The organism is Winogradskyella sp., from assembly GCF_003712105.1.
Lineage (GTDB): Bacteria > Bacteroidota > Bacteroidia > Flavobacteriales > Flavobacteriaceae > Winogradskyella.
Genome location: NZ_RHLG01000003.1, coordinates 140,584 through 160,131, shown reverse-complemented (window position 1 = coordinate 160,131; position 19,548 = coordinate 140,584). Strand labels below are relative to the sequence as shown.

Here is a 19,548-nt window from a genome sequence, read left to right as displayed (position 1 = left end):
CTAATAAAATTGAACATAAATACTCACTAAATCCAAGTTGCTTTTGAACGAACTTATCCTAGAGCTTGAAGAAATTTCCCCAAAAGAATTTTTTGGTGCTCAAAATGCTAACATTGCACTTCTAAAAACGTATTTCCCTAAACTAAAAATCGTTGCCCGAGGTAATAAAATTAAAGCCTATGGTGATGAAGAGTTACTTGAAGAGTTTGACCGACGCATGACTATGTTAATGACACATTTCGCGAAGTATAATAAGCTAGATGAAAATGTCATAGAGCGTGTATTAACAAGTCAAACTAGTGCAGATTACGATACATCTAAGCAAAGTAATGAGGTCATTGTTCACGGTGTTGGTGGTAAGTTGATAAAAGCCCAGACTGCAAATCAGCGCAAATTGGTTGAAAGCATGCGCAAAAATGATATGGTGTTTGCTATTGGGCCAGCGGGTACAGGTAAGACCTATACAGGTGTTGCATTGGCTGTTCAAGCATTAAAAAATAAACAAGTTAAACGGATTATTTTAACCAGACCAGCAGTCGAAGCTGGTGAGAACTTAGGATTCTTGCCAGGTGATTTAAAAGAAAAATTAGATCCATACATGCAACCTTTGTATGATGCATTGCGCGATATGATTCCAGCTGAGAAATTGGCTAGTTATATTGAAAATGGCACGGTTCAAATTGCACCTTTGGCCTTTATGCGTGGTCGTACTCTAGATAATGCCTTTGTAATTTTAGATGAAGGCCAAAATACGACGCACAACCAAATGAAAATGTTCTTAACGCGTATGGGTAAAAATGCGAAGTTTTTACTTACAGGAGATCCTGGACAAGTTGATTTACCAAGACGAACCATTTCAGGGTTAAAAGAAGCCCTATTAGTACTTAAAAATGTAGACGGTATTGGCATGGTGTATTTAGACGATAAAGATGTTATCCGTCATAAATTAGTTAAGAAAGTGATTTCAGCATATAAGAGCATTGAAAATAGAGATTAATGAGTAATACCATAACTGCTACCGATTTTAATTTTCCGAATCAGAAAAGTGTCTACAAAGGCAAAGTGCGTGAAGTCTATAAGATCAATGACGACCAGTTGGTGATGATTGCAACAGATAGACTCTCCGCGTTTGATGTTGTGATGCCCAAAGGTATTCCGTATAAAGGTCAAATTCTCAATCAGATTGCTACTCAAATGATGAAGGATACCGAAGATTTGGTCCCAAATTGGTTGGTTGCCACGCCAGATCCAAATGTTGCGGTAGGTCATTTATGTGAACCTTTTAAGGTAGAAATGGTGATTCGGGGTTATATGTCTGGACATGCAGCGCGCGAGTACAAAGCAGGTAAACGTATGCTATGTGGTGTACCAATGCCAGATGGTATGAAAGAAAATGACAAATTTCCTGAGCCAATTATTACACCAGCTACTAAAGCCGAAATGGGAGATCATGATGAAGACATTTCTCGAGAAGACATTTTAAAGCGTGGGATTGTTTCTGAAGAAGATTATGTAATTCTTGAAGATTACACACGAAAACTCTTTCAACGCGGAACGGAAATCGCTGCTAAGCGCGGTTTAATTTTGGTAGATACTAAATACGAATTCGGAAAAACTAAAGACGGTACTATTGTTTTAATAGATGAAATCCACACACCAGATTCGTCACGCTATTTTTATGCCGATGGTTACGAAGAACGTCAGGCTAGAGGAGAAGCACAAAAGCAATTATCTAAAGAGTTTGTGCGTCAGTGGCTAATTTCTAATAATTTCCAAGGCTTAGAAGGACAAACCGTTCCGTTCATGAGTGATGAGTACATCGAATCTGTTAGTGAGCGCTACATAGAACTTTACGAGAATATTACGGGGCAAAGGTTTAAAAAAGCAGATGTCTCCGATATTAATCAACGTATCGAAACTAATGTGCTCAATTATTTAGAGACACCTGCCAGTTAACTTTTTAAGCAAAGTAGTGTATTACACCCAAATACATTGGCATTCCGAGAGTAATATTAAATGGGAATGTAATGGCTAATGCCATTGGTAAATACAAGCTTGGATTTGCCTTTGGTGCAGCCAAGCGCATAGCTGCTGGTACTGCAATGTAGGACGCACTCGCAGCAAGTATAGCAAACAACAATCTATTGCCTATACTATGTGTAATCCATCCACTGATTATAGCAACTAGAATTCCGTTGATTACAGGCACTACGATAGCAAATAGGAGTGCGAACCAACCTTTTTTGATAAAAGCAGATAACTCTTTACCACTTGTTATTCCCATATCTAACAGAAACACCATCAGGAATCCTTTAAAAATGTCTGTTGTAAATGGTTTAATACCTTCGGCCTGGGCTTCACTAGCAAACATACCTATAACTAAACTTCCTATAATGAGTAATACGCTACCGTTAGTAAGTGAATGCTTTATTAGTTTTCCAATAGATATATTCGCACAATTAGCTTTATCGTATATAGATATAAGTAAGACACCTACTATAATAGACGGTGCTTCCATTAGTGCCATTACAGCGACCATATGACCTCCAAAATCTATTTGCTCTAGCTCTAAAAAAGAAATTGCGGTAACAAAGGTTACCGCACTTACTGATCCGTAGGATGCTGCAATCGCACCTGCGTTAGAGACACTAAACTTTCGCCTTAGAATAAAATAGGTATATAGTGGTACGACTAATGCTAAAATAATTCCCAGTATGAGTGACCAAATGATTTCCATGTCTATCTCGCTATGGGATAATTCCTGGCCTCCCTTAAAACCAATACATAGTAATAAATATAGTGAGATGAATTTCGACGAATTCTCTGGAATATTTAGGTCACTCTTTAACTGAACTGCAATAATCCCCAGGAAAAAGAATAATAATGCAGGGTTGGTTAGGTTGTCAATCAATAAGTGGAAATCCATTAAAAATGGTTTATTTCTTCACAAATTTTATTTCTAAAACACCATCGATAAATACGTCATAACCTTCTTTGCGAGCTATATCGATATATTTTTTAGCAATTAATTTCTCGTTTTCTAACTCTGCAATACGATTGTTAGCATAGCGAGTATCAGAGTTTTCATCACCTTCGCAAAGTCTCAAACGTTGAAGTTTGTGGAAGTTGATTTTTTCATTCAAAAGCTCATTGATAATAAATGATGCTTCAGAGCATGTAAATTGACCTTCTACTAAATTCACTTCTTGCTTAGTACTAACTAACTCAAGTTGTTCTTGTTTTAATGACATAATAATTATGGTTTTGTTTAATATTAATGTGTTGGTCCACTTACTCTAATGAGTAATATGCACGAAATGATAAAGGTGCAAACGGCAATTTTGTTCAACATGATAGTTTCTCCCAAAAAGAAAAGGGTTAAAGACCCCAATAGTGTTAAGAATAAAATCGCAGCGTAAATTGCTGATAATCGTTCTTTTGAGAGAGCAGAATGGTCACGCTGCTTTTTAATTCTAGAAACTAATTCTGGAGAATGTTTCATCTTTTTTGGAATGTAACTGCTATTCATACACTTTAAATTTTGTGCAAATTTGAGGTATATATTCCATATATTTTTATATATATTTGTTATGATATATATAAGTTTTACTTATGAATTATACCTTGCATCAACTTCAAATTTTCTTGAAAGTCACAGAACTAAAGAGTATTACTAAAGCTTCTGAAGAATTATTTCTAACGCAACCTGCCGTATCTATGCAGCTGAAGAAATTCCAAGATCAGTTTTCAATTCCACTAACTGAAGTTGTAGGAAGACAGCTTTATATCACAGAGTTTGGTCAAGAAATAGCCGAAGCGGCTGAGAAAATATTAAACGAAGTCGAGTCAATAAATTATAAAACCTTATCACGTCAAGGTAAAGTAGCTGGAAAACTTAAAATTGCAATTGTCTCTACTGCAAAATATGCAATGCCCTATTTTTTAACCGACTTTATGAGGCAGAATCCTGGGGTTGATCTTATAATGGACGTCACCAATAAAGCTGGTGTTGTAAAAAGTTTAGAACAAAACGAGGTTGACTTTGCTATGGTGTCGGTATTGCCAGAACATCTTAAACTTAATCAGGTTAAGCTGATGCAAAATAAACTGTTCTTGGTTAGTGGCGCTAATGTTGAAGCTAGTGAAATGCACATTTCAAAAAGTATTTTTCAAGACCATCCGTTATTATTTAGAGAAAATGGTTCCGCAACACGCGCGGCTATGGAAGGTTTTCTAACTCAGCTTAATGTGCCTAATAAAAAGAAAATAGAGTTAACGTCTAACGAAGCTACTAAACAGGCTTTAATTGCTGGTTTAGGGATTTCAATAATGCCATTAATTGGACTTAAAAATGAATTGAAGGACGAAGAGTTGCATATCATACCGTTTAAAGGACTACCAATTATTACGCATTGGAATTTAGTTTGGCAAAAATCTAAGAATCTGTCGCCAGTCGCTAATGCCTATCTCGATTTTGTAAAAGCTGAAAAAGACCGAATTATAAATGAAACCTTCAACTGGTACGAAGCCTATTAAAACCCTATTGTACGTTCGGTTTGGCGCTTAGCATCATTTAAAACATCATTATATAGAAAATCAGTGACTTCCATAACACAACGATTTAATGGAATGCCAGACCAACTATGAGTACCACCATTTATAGAGAATAAATAGTACGATTTTCCTAAACCTTTTAGTCGGTCAGCAATAGCTCTAGAACCATGTAAAATCATATAGCCCTTTGCTTCAGGACTACAGTAATGATGTGCTGCGATATGGTAAGGCACTAAATTATCGTTTGTGCCATGAAACAGTTGTGTAGGTATTGCTTTGTCTGAATCTATTTGGTCCAATGTCGTAATAGCACCAGCCATACCTATAACACCAGCGAGCTTAAATTTTTTGGGTAGTATTTTGCTCTCATATACATAAGCCAAATGTAACACGGCTTCTGCACCTGCACTTGTACCTGAAATAACTATTTTATCTTCATCAATATTAAAGTCAGATTTGTTTTTAATAATGTGTTTTATAGCATAGCTAATATCTTCTGCTGCGGTATCAAAAGCTTCAATTTTATCTTTAGTTTTTGTGTCACAACCAAAGCCTTTTTTCTTCATGATAAGACGATACGATACGGATGCAACGGCATAACCTTTTTCAGCCATCATATTTGCAAACTGTATAGTATTGCTATCATCACGTACACCACCCGAAAATCCACCGCCATGTACATAGAGTAGAAGCGGCAATTTTTTAGTCACATTTTTAGGTTTGTAAAAGTCGAGTTGTAGGCTATCCTTTCTATTAAATTTTTGAAATGTATGTGTGGTTTTCTCAACCGTATATAGCGAATCTAAATATTCGGTTTGTCCAGAAGTCAACTGAAAACCAAAAACCACTACTACTATAATTATATATCGCATAAGTATTTAATACTACTAATAATTGTCACCTTGAGCCTTTCGACTTCGCTCAAGACAGGCTTGAGTCGAAAGGTCTTTGAATTGTTATGTGTTCTTGTTATTCGCATCTCGACTGCACTTCGACAAGCTCAGTGACCACGCTCGATATGACTGCTCAAACAAGAACTGACTTTTAAACTTAATGTTGTATTTACGAACTATGTCGCCAGCGACCTATCAATCCTTTCACTTTAAAGACCAATTGTCGCAATTTTCCGTAAACATACGCATTTGTACGCACGTAATAGAACGAAATAAAACATACCACAACCAAAAATAATGCCGCACCAAATACAGCTTGCCATGGTGATAAGGTTTTACCAATCAGTTGGCTTAAACCAAACCCTGTAAAACTGCCATAAATAATAATGAAATGTATCACGTATATCGACAGCGTTCGTTGCCCAATCTTAAGTAATAACGGCGGTTTTAGGTAACGCTCCAAGCCATAAAACACAGCAAAATAGATGAATACATCACCCAAACGCGAAAACAAGTAATTATAATCTGCAGATTGCACAAAGAGCTCGATACCTGTCCATTTGGATAAATAGAATAGGATATGCGATGACCATTCCATAAGGATATAGCCAACTAAGAAAAAGAGTGATACTGTTGCAGGTTTAAAGTTGGGTTTCTCTAAATGCCTATAAAACGCTGTGGCGATATAGGCGCCAAACGCCATATACCCAAACCAAGGAATGAAGGTAAATACCGAACCATTAGCTTTAGACACATAGTTAGAAAACACTAATGGTACACTATCTAAGGTAAGATTACGATACCATGGTTCTGACACAAAAATAAATGCGCCAACAATTAATGTTATTACAGAAAATACAGTCGTGTTTTTAAAGCATAAATAGTACAAACCTACAATACCAATAAGCGATAAACCTATAATCTGTAATACGTCGATGACTAAAAAGTAGGTGTCAAAATGCCCAGAGAGCCAACTTAAAAATGGCATACGCAGCAAATAGCCAATACCAATAAGCATAAACCCACGGTTAATACCTTTACGCATGCGTTGGCTTTCTGTGCCTTTGGCTTTGGCTTTAAGTAGTAGATAGGTGAATATTAACCCCGAAATGGTAAAAAAAGTAGGTGCAGTAATCCCACGAAAGTAACTCCATACACGATAGGCTGTATACGAATTATCGCGATACTCTGGTGCTAAAAGCGTATCTATAAAATGCCCTTGCAGCATCATTAAAATCGCAAATGCACGTACGGCATCTATAAAGTACAAACGTTGATTGGTGCTCACAGGTTTTTACCTTGATAGGGTAAAGATAGTGATTGGGGAATTAATGGAGATTTTTTGGTTGCGCTTATCGTGTTCGTGTATGGCTCGTACCGGTTAAACGTTTGAGTGAGATACACGAAATTTATTTAACTTAAAGATAGATAAATTATCGTGTATGCAACGGTATGAGTTATACGCGTTGTTGTGGCCAGTTTTTATAATGCAGCGATTATGGACTCCAGCTCGGCATTAGTCTTAAATCCGCCATTTATTTCTGGATCGGCCAAATCAAAAACTATATTTTGGATCTGCTGATTCTCGTAGTTAATATTTTCACTTAACGTAAGGCAATCACATATGTAAGCCACGTGAACATTGCTCAGAATACCTTGTTTTGCCGACAATAAGAGTTTTCTGAGATCTGAAGTGCTCAAATCAATATTCTCATCGTCATTAAAATTTAAGGAAATATAACTTCCTTTAATTTTCATTAATTCCTCATATTTTTGAACGTCAACGTCGATTCTACTCTTAAGATGTTTAAAAGTAATTTCTTCACTAAAAACTAATTTTAAATCAGATGAAGTCATTATTCTAAATTGGCTACAACGTTTAGATATGGTTTGTTATGTTGAACTATATCGTTCGATAAGCGAAGTTAACTTATAAATCACTAAAAATCAATACGTAAAACTACGTAGTGGTGTATGTGTTTTGCTAACGGTAAATAATGGTGCGTTCTTCAATTAATACGGCACGTCCAAGGTTATCCTGCATTTCGCGGTAGGTATAATTACCTTGGGTATCATAGCTGTAGTTGCGGTAAGTAAACTTGCTAGTGTTACCTGGATTATGGCGCTCTCCAAACATCTCTGAGTTGGTTTTTTGGGTGCTTTTAACCGTAATGCCTGTGCGTTCTGCACCATCATAACTGTACTCTTGGTTCATCATAATGGTCATATCTAATGCTTCACCGTTATAGCGGGTAGTGTCATTGGTTTCCAAATGCTGGAAGTCGCTATTAAACACCAACATATTAGTGTTGGTTTGCTTGTAAGGTTTGGTTTGTTCAGATTTCGAAATTAAGACCATGGTGTTGTCCTTTCGTTGTTTAAACGCTTCTATTTTAAGAGTGTCACCAGTCTTTTTATCCAAAATTACACGTGTGTTTTTGCCTGTAAATTTATACATCAAGGTTTTTAATGGTATTGCAGTACTATCATTGGCTAAAGAATCTACTTGCGTCATTATCAAGCGGCCTTTTTTGTTAAACGTATGAGAGGTTTTTCCCTTACGAGATTTGTGAGCATCTCTACCATAAAATTTATAAGATGTGGTAATTTCTATCTGTTTAGGCTTGTCTTTTAAACCCATTAAGTCCCAATCGCTAGGGAATTGAGCTTGTGCAAAACTGATTAAACAAAAACAAAATGCTAGAAGTAGGCTATACGTATATTTCATAATTTGGACATAACAATTGCTGCACCAAGATATAGAAAAATAAGATTTCGACATCAGTTTATGGCGCAATGCAACAATATTTTTATTTTAGCTCGGTATGGAATTATTAGACCAGTTACTTAGTTCATTTTCATCCTTAGCTTGGGGTTTGCCGTTGCTTATTATTTTAATCGGTGGTGGTTTGTATTTGATTATTAGGTCCAAGTTTTTGCCCTTTCGATATCTCGGACATGCTATTAATGTATTGCGTGGTAAATACGATGATCCAAACGACCCAGGGCAGATTTCACATTTTCAGGCTTTAACCACAGCTTTGTCGGCAACCGTTGGTATGGGTAACATTTCTGGTGTGGCAGTAGCTATAGCCGTTGGTGGTCCAGGTGCTGTGTTTTGGATGTGGGTGAGTGCTATTATTGGGATGAGTACCAAATACTTTACATCGACCTTGGCTATTTTGTATCGCGGTAAAGATTCTGCTGGTGAGCTACAAGGTGGACCGATGTATGTTATTACTGAAGGTTTGGGCAAACACTGGAAACCGCTTGCTGTATTTTTTAGTATCTGTGGTTTGGTTGGTGCATTACCTGTGTTTAATGTTAATCAGTTGACACAAGCCATAAATGATGTGCTGTTAATACCTAATGGTGTTTCGGTAGGTTTGTCGAGTAATCTTAGTATTGGTATTGTATTGGTAGCCATTACATCTATAGTTATTATTGGTGGTATTAAACGTATTGGTACAGTGGCCTCACGTTTGGTGCCAAGTATGGTGTTGTTGTATTTTGTGTTGGTGACTATTATTTTGGTGACCCACTCTGAGGTATTAGGCTATTATTTGAAGCTTATTTTTACTGATGCTTTTGCGGCTAATTACTTCCCAAAAGATGACACCTTTTTAGGTGGTGTTTTGGGTGCATTGATCTTACATGGTATAAAGCGTGGTGCATTTTCTAATGAAGCAGGTATTGGTACAGCACCAATGGCACATGGTGCGGCAAAAACAGATGAACCTGTACGTGAAGGTTTAGTGGCCATGCTTGGTCCTGCGATTGATACCTTAATTGTATGTACACTAACGGCCTTGGCTATCTTAGTAACAGGCGTTTGGGAAACTTCCGATACTAATGGCGTGAGTCTTACAGCAACCGCATCTGCAGACGCCATGCCTATCTATGGTAAATATGGGTTACTGATTTGTATTACGGTATTTAGTATGAGTTCTTTGTTCTCTTATTCCTATTACGGTACGAAGTGCATGTCCTTTTTATTTGGAGCAAAAAACAAGCAGTATTACAATTACTTCTATATACTTAGTATTCTGTTAGGTGCCACGACTACTTTAGATATGATGATAAATCTCATCGATGGTGTATTTGCCTTGATGGCCATACCAACCATGTTGGCGACTATAATTTTAGCACCAAAAGTGATTGAAGCTTCAAAATTGTATTTTAAAACTCTTAAAAGCAGCTAATTTTTTTTAATTTCATCTCGAGAAATAAAGCTGGTCACTGAGCGTAGTCGAAGTGAACTATCAAATTAATAGTCCAATATTATCTATGAGCAATTACCATATAAAAAACTTTGAAGAATACTACCACGTTTATCGTAAATCCATAGGAAATCCTGAGCATTTCTGGGAAGAAATAGCCGAAGAGCATTTTTACTGGCGCAAAAAGTGGGATAATATATTGAGTTGGGATTTTACAAAACCGGAAGTTAAATGGTTTGAAGGCGCAAAGCTTAACATCACTGAAAATTGCCTAGATAGACATTTACATACTAGAGCCAATAAAACAGCGATTCTATTTGAGCCTAATGACCCAAATGCTCCAGCAGAGCATATCACTTACAAACAGTTGCACGAGCGCGTGTGTAGGTTTGCAAACGTCCTTGAAGAACAAGGTGTTAGAAAGGGTGATCGTGTGTGTATTTACTTACCTATGATACCAGAATTAGCAGTGTCTGTTTTGGCTTGTGCACGAATTGGTGCGATTCATTCTGTGGTGTTTGCAGGATTTTCATCAACAGCATTAGCAACGCGCATTAACGATTGTGATGCCAAGATGGTGATTACCTCAGATGGTTCGTATCGCGGTGCAAAAACTATTGACCTTAAAGGTATTGTCGATGAAGCTTTAGAAGATTGTCCTGGCGTAGATACGGTTTTAGTGGCAAAGCGAATCAATTCGGACATCAATATGAAGGACGGTCGCGACCAGTGGTTACAACCACTTTTAGATGATGCTTACAAAGATTATACGGCTCAGGTTATGGATGCAGAAGATCCATTATTCATTCTGTATACTTCAGGTTCAACCGGAATGCCAAAAGGAATGATGCATACTTGTGCTGGGTATATGGTGTATACAGCGTACACGTTTAAGAATGTATTTCAGTATCGTGAAAATGATGTGTATTGGTGTACGGCTGATATTGGTTGGATTACAGGACATAGCTACATTGTGTATGGGCCATTGGCCAATGGTGCGACTACTGTGATGTTCGAAGGTGTACCTAGCTATCCAGATTTTGGACGTTTTTGGGATATTGTTGAAAAACATAACGTCACACAATTCTATACAGCGCCAACTGCGATTAGAGCTTTAGCGAAGCAAGGCACTGGTTTTGTGGAGAAATATGATTTGTCCTCACTAAAAGTATTAGGAACTGTTGGCGAACCAATTAATGAAGAAGCTTGGCATTGGTACAATGAGAATATTGGAAAAAAGAAAAGCCCAATTGTAGATACGTGGTGGCAGACTGAAACTGGAGGCATAATGATAACACCAATTCCGTTTTCTACACCAACAAAGCCAACGTATGCAACCTTGCCATTTATTGGGATTCAGCCTGCTTTGATGGATGATAATGGTGATGAAATTTCTGGGAATCAAGTTGATGGTAAATTATGCATAAAATATCCATGGCCATCCATGGCACGTACCATTTGGGGTAATCACCAGCGTTATAAAGACACCTATTTCTCAGCATTTGAAAATATGTACTTCACTGGTGATGGTGCTTTACGTGACGAAGTTGGCTACTATCGTATTACAGGTCGTGTTGATGATGTCATTATTGTTTCGGGACACAATTTAGGAACAGCGCCAATTGAGGATGCAATCAATGAGCATCAAGCTGTTGCAGAATCTGCTATTGTAGGTTTTCCGCATGATGTCAAAGGAAACGCTTTATATGGCTATGTGACTTTAAAAGATAGCGGCGAAAGTCGTAATCATGATAATGTTCGCAAAGAAATTAATCAATTGATTACGGATAGGATAGGACCAATAGCTAAGTTAGATAAGATTCAGTTTACAGAAGGCCTACCAAAAACACGCTCAGGAAAAATTATGCGACGTATTCTACGTAAAATTGCATCTAACGACACAAGTAATCTTGGTGACACCAGTACGTTACTAAACCCTGAAGTTGTGCAAAGTATAATCGATAACGTATTGTAATGCTAAAAGCTGTGTTATTCGATATGGATGGTGTTATTGTAGACACCGAACCATTGCACCGAAAAGCGTATTTCAAAATGTTTGCCGACGTTAATATTAATGTCGATGAAGCGTTATATACTTCATTTACAGGGCAATCTACTATTAATATTTGTAAGCGTCTAGTTGAGCATTTTAACCTCAATGAAGCGCCAGAATACTTAATGAAGCGTAAGCGTATGCACTTTAAGTATTTATTTGAAAATGATACTGATTTGCAATTGATTGATGGCGTTTTAGATTTGATAAAAGATTATTATTCTAATGGATTAAAACTAGTTGTTGCGTCTTCGGCTTCGATGCCAAATATCAAGCGCATTTTCGAACGCTTTGATTTAGACCCATATTTTATGGGAAAATTTAGTGGTGCAGATTTAAAGAAATCCAAACCACACCCAGAAATCTTTTTAAAAGCTGCCGAACATACTGGATTTAAGACATCTGAATGTATGGTTATTGAAGATTCTACTAACGGTATAACAGCAGCTCATGCTGCTGGGATTTTCTGCGTGGCATTCAAAAGTGTGCATTCTACAGGGCAAGATTATTCAAAGGCGAATATGATAATTTCAGACTTTAAGGACATCAGGTTCAAAACAACCTCAAGCCTTCTGAATTAATTCCAATTTTAATTCCTTATCTTATACCTATTGATTTGTGTGTAACTAATTCACTTATTTCTAGTCATACATACATAACTCTATTCATTATGAAAAATTTTTATCTATTCTTATTTGTAATTGCATTTCAGTTTTCATTAAGTCAAAATGCCGAAATAAAAGACGATGTAAAAGTCTATATAAAAGCTATGGTTGATGAAGGTCATGTGCCATCTATAGCGATGACATATATGGAAGGTGATGCTACTGAGAGTTTTAATTACGGTAATACTAAACTTGAAAATGGCGATGCGGTAAATGAAAATTCGGTATACGAAATAGGTTCTATCTCAAAAGTGTTTACCTGTATTGTTCTTGCAGATGAAGTTTTAAAAGGCAACATGAGTTTAGATGACCCGATATCTAAATATTTACCTAAAGAATTTAAGGCTATCAAAGGTGCAAATAGGGAAATAACATTAAAAGATTTGGCAACGCATACTTCAGGATTGCCTAGAATGCCTTCCAACTTTAATCCTAAAGACCCAGAAAACCCTTTTGCAGATTATACTGTAAAGGAATTATACGAGTTTTTGGATAGTTACACACTTACAAGAGATGTTGGAGCACAATACGAATATTCTAATTTAGCTATGGGATTGCTTGGGCACATACTAGAATTGAGTACAGGAACACCATATGCTGATCTTATTAAAGCGCGTATTACTGATCCTCTGGATATGAAAAGCACTGGAATTGTAATCAATGATAATATGAAAAGTAACCTAGCATATGGGTATAATGTTGAGTTAAAAATTACCAAAAATTGGGATTTAAATGTTCTTGCAGGTGCTGGAGCCATAAAATCGACTACCAGTGATATGATTAAGTTTTTTAAGGCTAATGTTACTGAAAGCGATACTGATTTGTATAAGGCGATGGCCTTATCTCATGAAGTAGCCTATATAGATTCTAATACTAATCTCAATATTGGCTTAGGATGGCATTACAACTCAGACGGCACCATTATATGGCATAATGGTGGTACAGGTGGATATAAGGCTTTTGGTGGTTTTGTAAAAGGAACAGATAAAGCGGTTATTGTATTTACTAACTCTGCTGAAATTGTTGATTTAGTTGGTGTAAAACAATTAGGACAGGAAGTTGAATTGAAGTTGCCTGTAAAGCGAGAGTTCCCTGAAATTGTTGATGTTTCAGAAGATGTATTAGGCACTTATGTAGGTAAATATGAATTAACTCCTAACTTTCATATAGCTATTAGACATGATAAAAAACAACTATTTGCACGAGCTACAGGACAGCAAGAGTTTGAAGTTTATCCTTCAGCTGAAAATGAGTTTTTCTTAAAAATAGTAGAAGCCAGTATCACGTTTAATAAAAATGAGTCTGGTGTTGTAGAAAGCCTAACCTTGCATCAAAATGGTCAACATATGCCTGCAAAAAAAGTAGAATAATTATGATCTAGTTTAGCTATACTTCTTTTGAATGTCGGCTACGACTTCTGCAGTTTTTATTTCTTTCTGGCGTTTCATTAAAACAGAAGGTTGTTTTTGGCGTACATCGCAATCCATGATACTGCAACGCTCACAAGTAACGCCAACAGGAATTGTCTTCAAGTTTTTATGGTCTAGGAAATTTACTTTGCGTTTTAATTGCGTGTTCAACTCAATACCTACTGAAATACTTCGAAATCGATTAGCTTTAAATGGATCAGGTGTTGCAGCAGCCATCACTAAATATTGCTTATTCTCAGCAGGATAATCAGAGATTTGCATATCAAAAGCATAGTCTTTGTCAGAATTGCTTATGGCATTCAGTACTTTTAAGGATACCCAACGTTGACAATAGTTTTCGTTGGTTTCTCGAGCTCGTGGCGACTGATGTTTAGCCAAATGCAACTCTTTGTTTAAGGTGTAAATATCAGATCCTTTTTTATGCGAAAATCTAAGAAAGAACAAGTTTTTAAGATTAAAATCCTTTGGTAAAATATTGGTAAAACGTTGAAAAATAGATTCTGGAGAAGCATTGTAATTTTTTAATAAAGATTGGAAATCTTGAGTATTAAACTGTTTCTTTTCAAAAAGCGCTTTAAGGTTTGCAACCAAAGATTGTCTGGGTATGGTTAATGCGCCAGCAAAATATGAGGCGTAAAAATTATTTAGGACTTCATCAAAGCTTTCAAACTTAATCCAAGAAAAGGTGTATAAGCGCTCCGTAATATCCAGATAATTATAGGCTAGCTCTTTCCCATAAATAAAAGCGCGCTGTGCATCGTCTATACTTTTGGTTATTAATAAGGTTTTTGATTTAGGTATAAAAATAGAACGTAGATTATCTAACTCACTGTGCGATTCTAACTCATCATTATTAATCGTATAGCCAAATTCTTCAACTAATATATCTTCAAGTTCTTGCGATTCTATCTTTTTATTAAGGTCAATATGATACGTTTTAGCAAATTTAACCACGGCATCTTCTAATTCACCAAAGTAATTATTGTTGGCTTCCTGGAATGAACGAACAGACGCTAGGTAAAAATTTTCTCTACTAAAGCTGTAATTATTGGCAATTTCGATAATAGTACTGATAAAGGCCGAAACTTTTTGCGGCGCTTTAGATACAATATCTATTAACGTACTTTCTTGTATACCTAAAAGCTCTAATGGAATTTCTTTAAGGAGTTTAGATTGTAAAATCTCACCGACAGGAGCAAGGTTCTTATCGAGTTTTAGAGATACTAAATCATCATAAGGGACATCTAAATGTTCTGATAATGCAGAAATTTTATCTGGTTTAGGGTATTTTTTCCCTTTCTCTATTTCATTCAAATAAGATTTTGAAAGCCCAGTAAGTTTCGAAAGTCCAAATAGAGACAATCCACGTTCTGTACGGACTTGCTTGAGTTTAAGACCAAATATTAATTTAATATAATCCTGTTCCATAATGACAAATATACTATTATTCGCGAACTTTTATAAAAAGCGAAAAAATAAAAATAGCGAACGTTCGCTTGTTTTTTTCAAAAATAGATTGTAACATTGTTTCATCAAAAAATTAAAAGCATGAACTATTTGATCGCAACACCGACAGAAATTACCTTTTCAAAATCGGTTACAAACTATTACCCAAACCTATTAACTGAAGAAGCATTAGTCTTTATCAAAGAATTACATAACAGATTTAATTCGAAGCGTCTTGAGCTACTTGAGCACCGTAAAGCAGAACAAGCGTATTATGATGCAGGTAACTTTCCGTCTTTTCCTGCGGAGACTAAAGCAATTAGAGAAGGTGAGTGGCAAGTAGATGATATTCCCGAAGATTTAATGGATAGACGTGTAGAAATCACTGGACCAGTTGACCGTAAAATGGTGATTAATGCTTTGAATTCAGGTGCTAAAACATTTATGGCCGACTTTGAAGATAGTAATGCGCCTAGCTGGAAAAATACTTTAGAAGGTCAGCAAAACCTTCTAGAAGCTAATCTTAAAACTATTGAATTAATAGACAAATCAAGAGGAAAACATTATAAGCTAAATGATGAAACCGCAGTCTTGTTGGTAAGGCCAAGAGGCTTACATCTTAATGAACGACATATTCAAGTTGATGGTGAAGAACTATCTGCAAGTTTGTTCGATTTTGGATTATATGTATTTCATAATACAGTAGCCTTACAAGAATTTGGCTCGGCACCATATTTCTATTTACCAAAACTAGAGCATTATCTAGAAGCCAGATGGTGGAATAGCGTTTTTGAATTTGCACAATCTTATCTAGGCGTGCCTCATGGAACGTTTAAAGCAACATTACTCATAGAAACGATAACAGCAAGTTTTCAACTCAATGAGTTTATTTATGAGCTTAAAAACCACATTGTAGGTCTTAACTGTGGGCGATGGGATTATATTTTTTCGTATATCAAAAAATTTAGAAATCATAAAGATTTTATAGTTCCAAATCGTGATCAAGTTACGATGGCTACACCTTTTATGGCGGCATACTCAAATCTAGTAATACAGGTTTGTCATAAGCGCGGAATTCATGCTATGGGTGGCATGGCTGCTCAAATACCTATTAAAAATGACCCAATCGCAAATGAAAAAGCGATCGAAAAAGTACGACTAGATAAAGAGCGTGAAGCAAAAAATGGACATGATGGTACATGGGTAGCGCATCCTGCATTAGTTGATGTTGCCATGAAAGAATTTGATAAATACATGCCAACACCAAATCAGATGTTTAAGAAAAGAGAAGATGTAGACGTATCTGAAATTGATTTAGTAGAACTACCTGAAGGTACCATAACAGAAGTTGGTATCAGAAAAAATATAAATGTCGGAATTCTATATATGGAAGCTTGGTTAAGAGGTTTTGGTGCCGTTGCATTGTATAATCTTATGGAAGATGCAGCTACAGCAGAAATTTCAAGAACTCAAGTATGGCAATGGTTGAAGAATGAAGCCTTTTTAGTAGACGGAAGACAATTTAATCAAACACTTTTTGAAACTCTATTTAATGATGAAGTAGAAAAAATAATTACTGAAGTCGGAGAAGATAGAATACAGCACACCAAATTTCCTGAAGCGATTAAGCTTTTTAAACAGTTAGTAACTCAGCAAGAATTTGAAGAATTTTTGACCATTCCGGCATATAAACAATTATAAAAGAATAATCCCGCTAATGCGGCAACATTACACGGGATTCATATTAACTCTAGTAAAATCATTAATACATTTCAAAATTATGAAAAATTTGCAACTCAACACTTTCGGTTCTGTTTTAGAGACGGTAAAACAGCTAAAACAAAGATATGGTGACACTTGGGATTCTATCCAGCCTAAAAATGCTGCTAGAATGCTCCTGCAAAATCGTTTTAAAACAGGACTTGATATTGCAAAATACACTGCGGCTATTATGCGAAATGACATGGCAGCCTACGATGCAGACAACTCAAATTACACCCAATCTCTAGGTTGCTGGCATGGTTTTGTTGCGCAACAAAAAATGATTGCCGTTAAAAAGCATCACAAAACAACAAGTAAGCGTTATTTATATCTTTCAGGTTGGATGGTTGCAGCATTGCGTTCAGAATTTGGGCCATTACCAGACCAATCTATGCACGAAAAAACTGCAGTACCAGCATTAATAGAAGAGATTTATGATTTCTTACGTCAGGCAGATGCCATAGCGTTGAATGATTTATTCAGGCGTATGGAAAATGGAGAAGATGTTCAGGCACAAATCGATAATTTTGAAACGCATGTAGTCCCAATTATTGCTGATATTGATGCAGGTTTTGGTAATGAAGAGGCCACCTATTTATTAGCTAAAAAAATGATAAAAGCAGGCGCATGTGCCATACAGATTGAAAATCAAGTCTCTGATGCTAAACAATGTGGCCATCAAGATGGTAAAGTAACAGTGCCTCACGAAGATTTTATTGCTAAGCTCAACGCAGTGCGCTATGCATTTTTAGAGTTAGGTGTAGATGATGGTGTTATTGTAGCTAGAACAGATTCTGAAGGTGCTGGTTTAACGCAAAAACTTCCGGTAAGTCAAACTCCTGGTGATTTGGCTTCACAATATTTAGCTTTTGTTGACGCAGAAGAAATCGCATTAATAGATGCTCGTGAAGATGATGTTTTGATTAAACGAGATGGCAGGCTCATGAGACCAAAGCGTTTAGCAAATGGATTGTATAGGTTTAAAGAAGGATCAAATATCGATAGAGTAGTGCTTGATTGCATCACAAGCTTGAAAAATGGAGCCGACTTATTATGGATTGAAACACCAACACCTAATCTTGAGCAGATAGCGCACATGGTAAATAGAGTTAAAGCAGTAGTGCCAGATGCAAAACTTGTTTATAATAATTCCCCATCATTTAATTGGACACTTAACTTTCGTAATCAAGCTTATGAAGAAATGCTCGCTGAAGGTGAAAACATGACTGAATACGATAGAAATAACCTTATGGATGCAGAATACGATGGTTCAGAATTATGCCATCGTGCAGATGAAAAGATTAAGACTTTTCAGTTAGACGGTGCAAAAGAAGCTGGTATTTTTCACCACTTGATTACATTACCTACGTATCATACTACAGCTTTACATATGAATGATTTAGCTGAAGGTTATTTTGGTAAAGATGGTATGCTTGCCTATGTCAGAGATGTACAACGACAAGAAATACGAAAAGGTGTAGCTTGTGTAAAACATCAACGAATGGCAGGCTCTGATTTAGGAGATGATCATAAATCATTTTTCTCTGGAGATAATGCTATAAAGGCTGGTGGAGCAAAAAATACTTCAAATCAGTTTGAAGAAAAAGAACAAATAGGAACCCCTAAGATGACAGCAGTAGCATAGGGCTTATTCTATTTATTTAATTGTTAGTTAGTTTTTGTTTGAAAAAAAGCACAATCCAATGATTGTGCTTTTTTATTAATTGTCATTTTTTTTCTTTCGGTTTTTACGTCGTTTTTTCTTCACTTCTTTTTCTTCAAATTTTCCTTCTAAAAAATCATCTAGTTTTTTACTATCTCCTTCTGAAAGTAACGATTTTAACTCTTTAAAATGCTCGTGTCTAAATACGTCAAAAGCATCCTTACGTTCGACAGCATTGTCATAAGGGATTTTCATAAAAGCTTCGATTTTATTAAAATAATCATCGAATGTTTGAGTGGCAATTTCTTTAACAAACTCATCAATCTCTAATGTCGAAAGAAAATTTGTAACAAGTTCTTTTTTACGTTCTGCTACCTTTTTTGCAGCACGTTCTTTTTCATTTTCTGTTGGTGGTTGTGGAGGTTGACGCTGACGATTAAATTGATTTTGTCTTTGACCAACAAACTGAGCTGACACTGTTGCTGTTGTAAAGATTAGGCCTAATAATAGTAATATTCTTTTCATAATATGTTTTGTATTGCTTCGGCAGGTCTACCAATAACTGCTTTATCGTTATGTATTATAATTGGACGCTCAATAAGCTTTGGATTTATAACCATTGCTTCAATTATTGCGTCATCATTTAAGTTCTTACCCTTGAAGTCATTTTTCCAAATGGATTCATTTTTACGTACTAAGGCAATAGGAGCAATGCCCAATTTATTAATTATTTCTGTAAGTTGTTGCTTATTTAGCTTATCATCAAGATATTTTATAATCTCAAAAGGTTGTTTTGAGGCTTCTAAAACAGCTAAACCTTCTCTAGATTTTCGGCATCTTGGGTTATGTAATATTTGTATCAT

At 36.1% G+C, this 19,548-nt stretch carries 19 protein-coding genes; 9 read left to right on the top strand and 10 right to left on the bottom strand.

The annotated features are described in order from the left end of the window. The first annotated feature begins 43 nt into the window (after positions 1–43). Together ED556_RS08620 and ED556_RS08615 are read left to right on the top strand one after the other, a co-directional pair. A complete protein-coding gene (locus tag ED556_RS08620; protein ID WP_296322230.1) occupies positions 44–997 on the top strand; it encodes a PhoH family protein in 954 nt (317 codons plus the stop codon). Continuing rightward, positions 997–1,956 carry a phosphoribosylaminoimidazolesuccinocarboxamide synthase gene (locus tag ED556_RS08615; RefSeq protein ID WP_296322227.1) on the top strand — a complete coding sequence of 320 codons (960 nt, stop codon included), beginning with the start codon at positions 997–999 and terminating at the stop codon, positions 1,954–1,956. Before ED556_RS08620 ends, ED556_RS08615 begins: the two co-directional genes overlap by 1 nt. A gap of 4 nt (positions 1,957–1,960) precedes the next feature. Here ED556_RS08615 and ED556_RS08610 read toward each other — a convergent pair whose 3' ends face one another. Genes ED556_RS08610 through ED556_RS08600 form a run of 3 tightly spaced genes read right to left on the bottom strand, consistent with a single transcriptional unit; the run spans position 1,961 to position 3,529 of the window. After that, entirely contained in the window at positions 1,961–2,926 is a 966-nt protein-coding gene (locus tag ED556_RS08610) for a sodium-dependent bicarbonate transport family permease (RefSeq protein ID WP_296322224.1), read from the bottom strand. Positions 2,927–2,936: 10 nt separating this feature from the next. Then, a complete protein-coding gene (locus tag ED556_RS08605) occupies positions 2,937–3,251 on the bottom strand; it encodes a hypothetical protein (RefSeq protein WP_296322221.1) in 315 nt (104 codons plus the stop codon). Between the two features lie 23 nt (positions 3,252–3,274). Next, positions 3,275–3,529, bottom strand: coding sequence for a hypothetical protein (locus ED556_RS08600; protein ID WP_296322219.1), 255 nt, complete (start codon positions 3,527–3,529; stop codon positions 3,275–3,277). 83 nt (positions 3,530–3,612) lie between these two features. On the opposite strand from ED556_RS08600, the gene ED556_RS08595 reads away from it, so the two are divergent. Further along, positions 3,613–4,536 (top strand): LysR family transcriptional regulator, encoded by a 924-nt coding sequence (locus tag ED556_RS08595; RefSeq protein ID WP_296322216.1) that lies wholly within the window; start codon positions 3,613–3,615, stop codon positions 4,534–4,536. On the opposite strand, the gene ED556_RS08590 is transcribed toward ED556_RS08595, so the two are convergent. The 4 genes from ED556_RS08590 to ED556_RS08575 form a co-directional block, all read right to left on the bottom strand. Further along, entirely contained in the window at positions 4,533–5,426 is an 894-nt protein-coding gene (locus tag ED556_RS08590; protein ID WP_296322214.1) for an alpha/beta hydrolase, read from the bottom strand. The two genes, ED556_RS08595 and ED556_RS08590, sit on opposite strands and share 4 nt — an antisense overlap. 190 nt (positions 5,427–5,616) lie before the next feature. Continuing rightward, a complete protein-coding gene (locus ED556_RS08585) occupies positions 5,617–6,735 on the bottom strand; it encodes a heparan-alpha-glucosaminide N-acetyltransferase domain-containing protein (RefSeq protein ID WP_296322211.1) in 1,119 nt (372 codons plus the stop codon). Between the two features lie 194 nt (positions 6,736–6,929). Beyond that, positions 6,930–7,304 carry a hypothetical protein gene (locus tag ED556_RS08580; RefSeq protein ID WP_296322207.1) on the bottom strand — a complete coding sequence of 125 codons (375 nt, stop codon included), beginning with the start codon at positions 7,302–7,304 and terminating at the stop codon, positions 6,930–6,932. Positions 7,305–7,431: 127 nt separating this feature from the next. After that, entirely contained in the window at positions 7,432–8,175 is a 744-nt protein-coding gene (locus ED556_RS08575) for a hypothetical protein (RefSeq protein ID WP_296322204.1), read from the bottom strand. 97 nt (positions 8,176–8,272) lie between these two features. Here ED556_RS08575 and ED556_RS08570 point away from each other — a divergent pair, with 97 nt between their 5' ends. From ED556_RS08570 to ED556_RS08555, 4 genes are all read left to right on the top strand, one after another. After that, positions 8,273–9,649, top strand: a complete 1,377-nt coding sequence (locus tag ED556_RS08570; protein ID WP_296322200.1) for an alanine/glycine:cation symporter family protein — start codon at positions 8,273–8,275, stop codon at positions 9,647–9,649. An 85-nt stretch (positions 9,650–9,734) separates the two neighbouring features. Next, on the top strand, positions 9,735–11,642 hold the full coding sequence (gene acs, locus ED556_RS08565; protein WP_296322198.1) for an acetate--CoA ligase: 1,908 nt from the start codon (positions 9,735–9,737) through the stop codon (positions 11,640–11,642). Then, positions 11,642–12,301 (top strand): HAD family phosphatase, encoded by a 660-nt coding sequence (locus ED556_RS08560; RefSeq protein ID WP_296322195.1) that lies wholly within the window; start codon positions 11,642–11,644, stop codon positions 12,299–12,301. The genes acs and ED556_RS08560 overlap by 1 nt, the downstream gene beginning before the upstream one ends. An 89-nt stretch (positions 12,302–12,390) precedes the next feature. Then, complete coding sequence (locus tag ED556_RS08555; protein ID WP_296322192.1) at positions 12,391–13,755, top strand: serine hydrolase; 1,365 nt, start codon at positions 12,391–12,393, stop codon at positions 13,753–13,755. 12 nt (positions 13,756–13,767) lie between these two features. Here ED556_RS08555 and ED556_RS08550 read toward each other — a convergent pair whose 3' ends face one another. Further along, the gene (locus ED556_RS08550; protein WP_296322187.1) at positions 13,768–15,243 is read right to left on the bottom strand and encodes a helix-turn-helix domain-containing protein; all 1,476 of its coding nucleotides are present in this window, start codon (positions 15,241–15,243) and stop codon (positions 13,768–13,770) included. 120 nt (positions 15,244–15,363) lie between these two features. Between ED556_RS08550 and aceB the strand changes: the two genes are divergently transcribed. Both aceB and ED556_RS08540 read left to right on the top strand, forming a co-directional pair. Beyond that, the gene (gene aceB / locus ED556_RS08545; protein ID WP_296322183.1) at positions 15,364–16,962 is read left to right on the top strand and encodes a malate synthase A; all 1,599 of its coding nucleotides are present in this window, start codon (positions 15,364–15,366) and stop codon (positions 16,960–16,962) included. Positions 16,963–17,041: 79 nt separating this feature from the next. Beyond that, on the top strand, positions 17,042–18,667 hold the full coding sequence (locus ED556_RS08540; RefSeq protein ID WP_296322181.1) for an isocitrate lyase: 1,626 nt from the start codon (positions 17,042–17,044) through the stop codon (positions 18,665–18,667). A gap of 75 nt (positions 18,668–18,742) precedes the next feature. Here ED556_RS08540 and ED556_RS08535 read toward each other — a convergent pair whose 3' ends face one another. Together ED556_RS08535 and arsC are read right to left on the bottom strand one after the other, a co-directional pair. Next, positions 18,743–19,210, bottom strand: a complete 468-nt coding sequence (locus ED556_RS08535; RefSeq protein ID WP_296322178.1) for a hypothetical protein — start codon at positions 19,208–19,210, stop codon at positions 18,743–18,745. Then, on the bottom strand, positions 19,207–19,548 hold the full coding sequence (gene arsC, locus ED556_RS08530; RefSeq protein WP_296322175.1) for an arsenate reductase (glutaredoxin): 342 nt from the start codon (positions 19,546–19,548) through the stop codon (positions 19,207–19,209). The genes ED556_RS08535 and arsC overlap by 4 nt, the downstream gene beginning before the upstream one ends.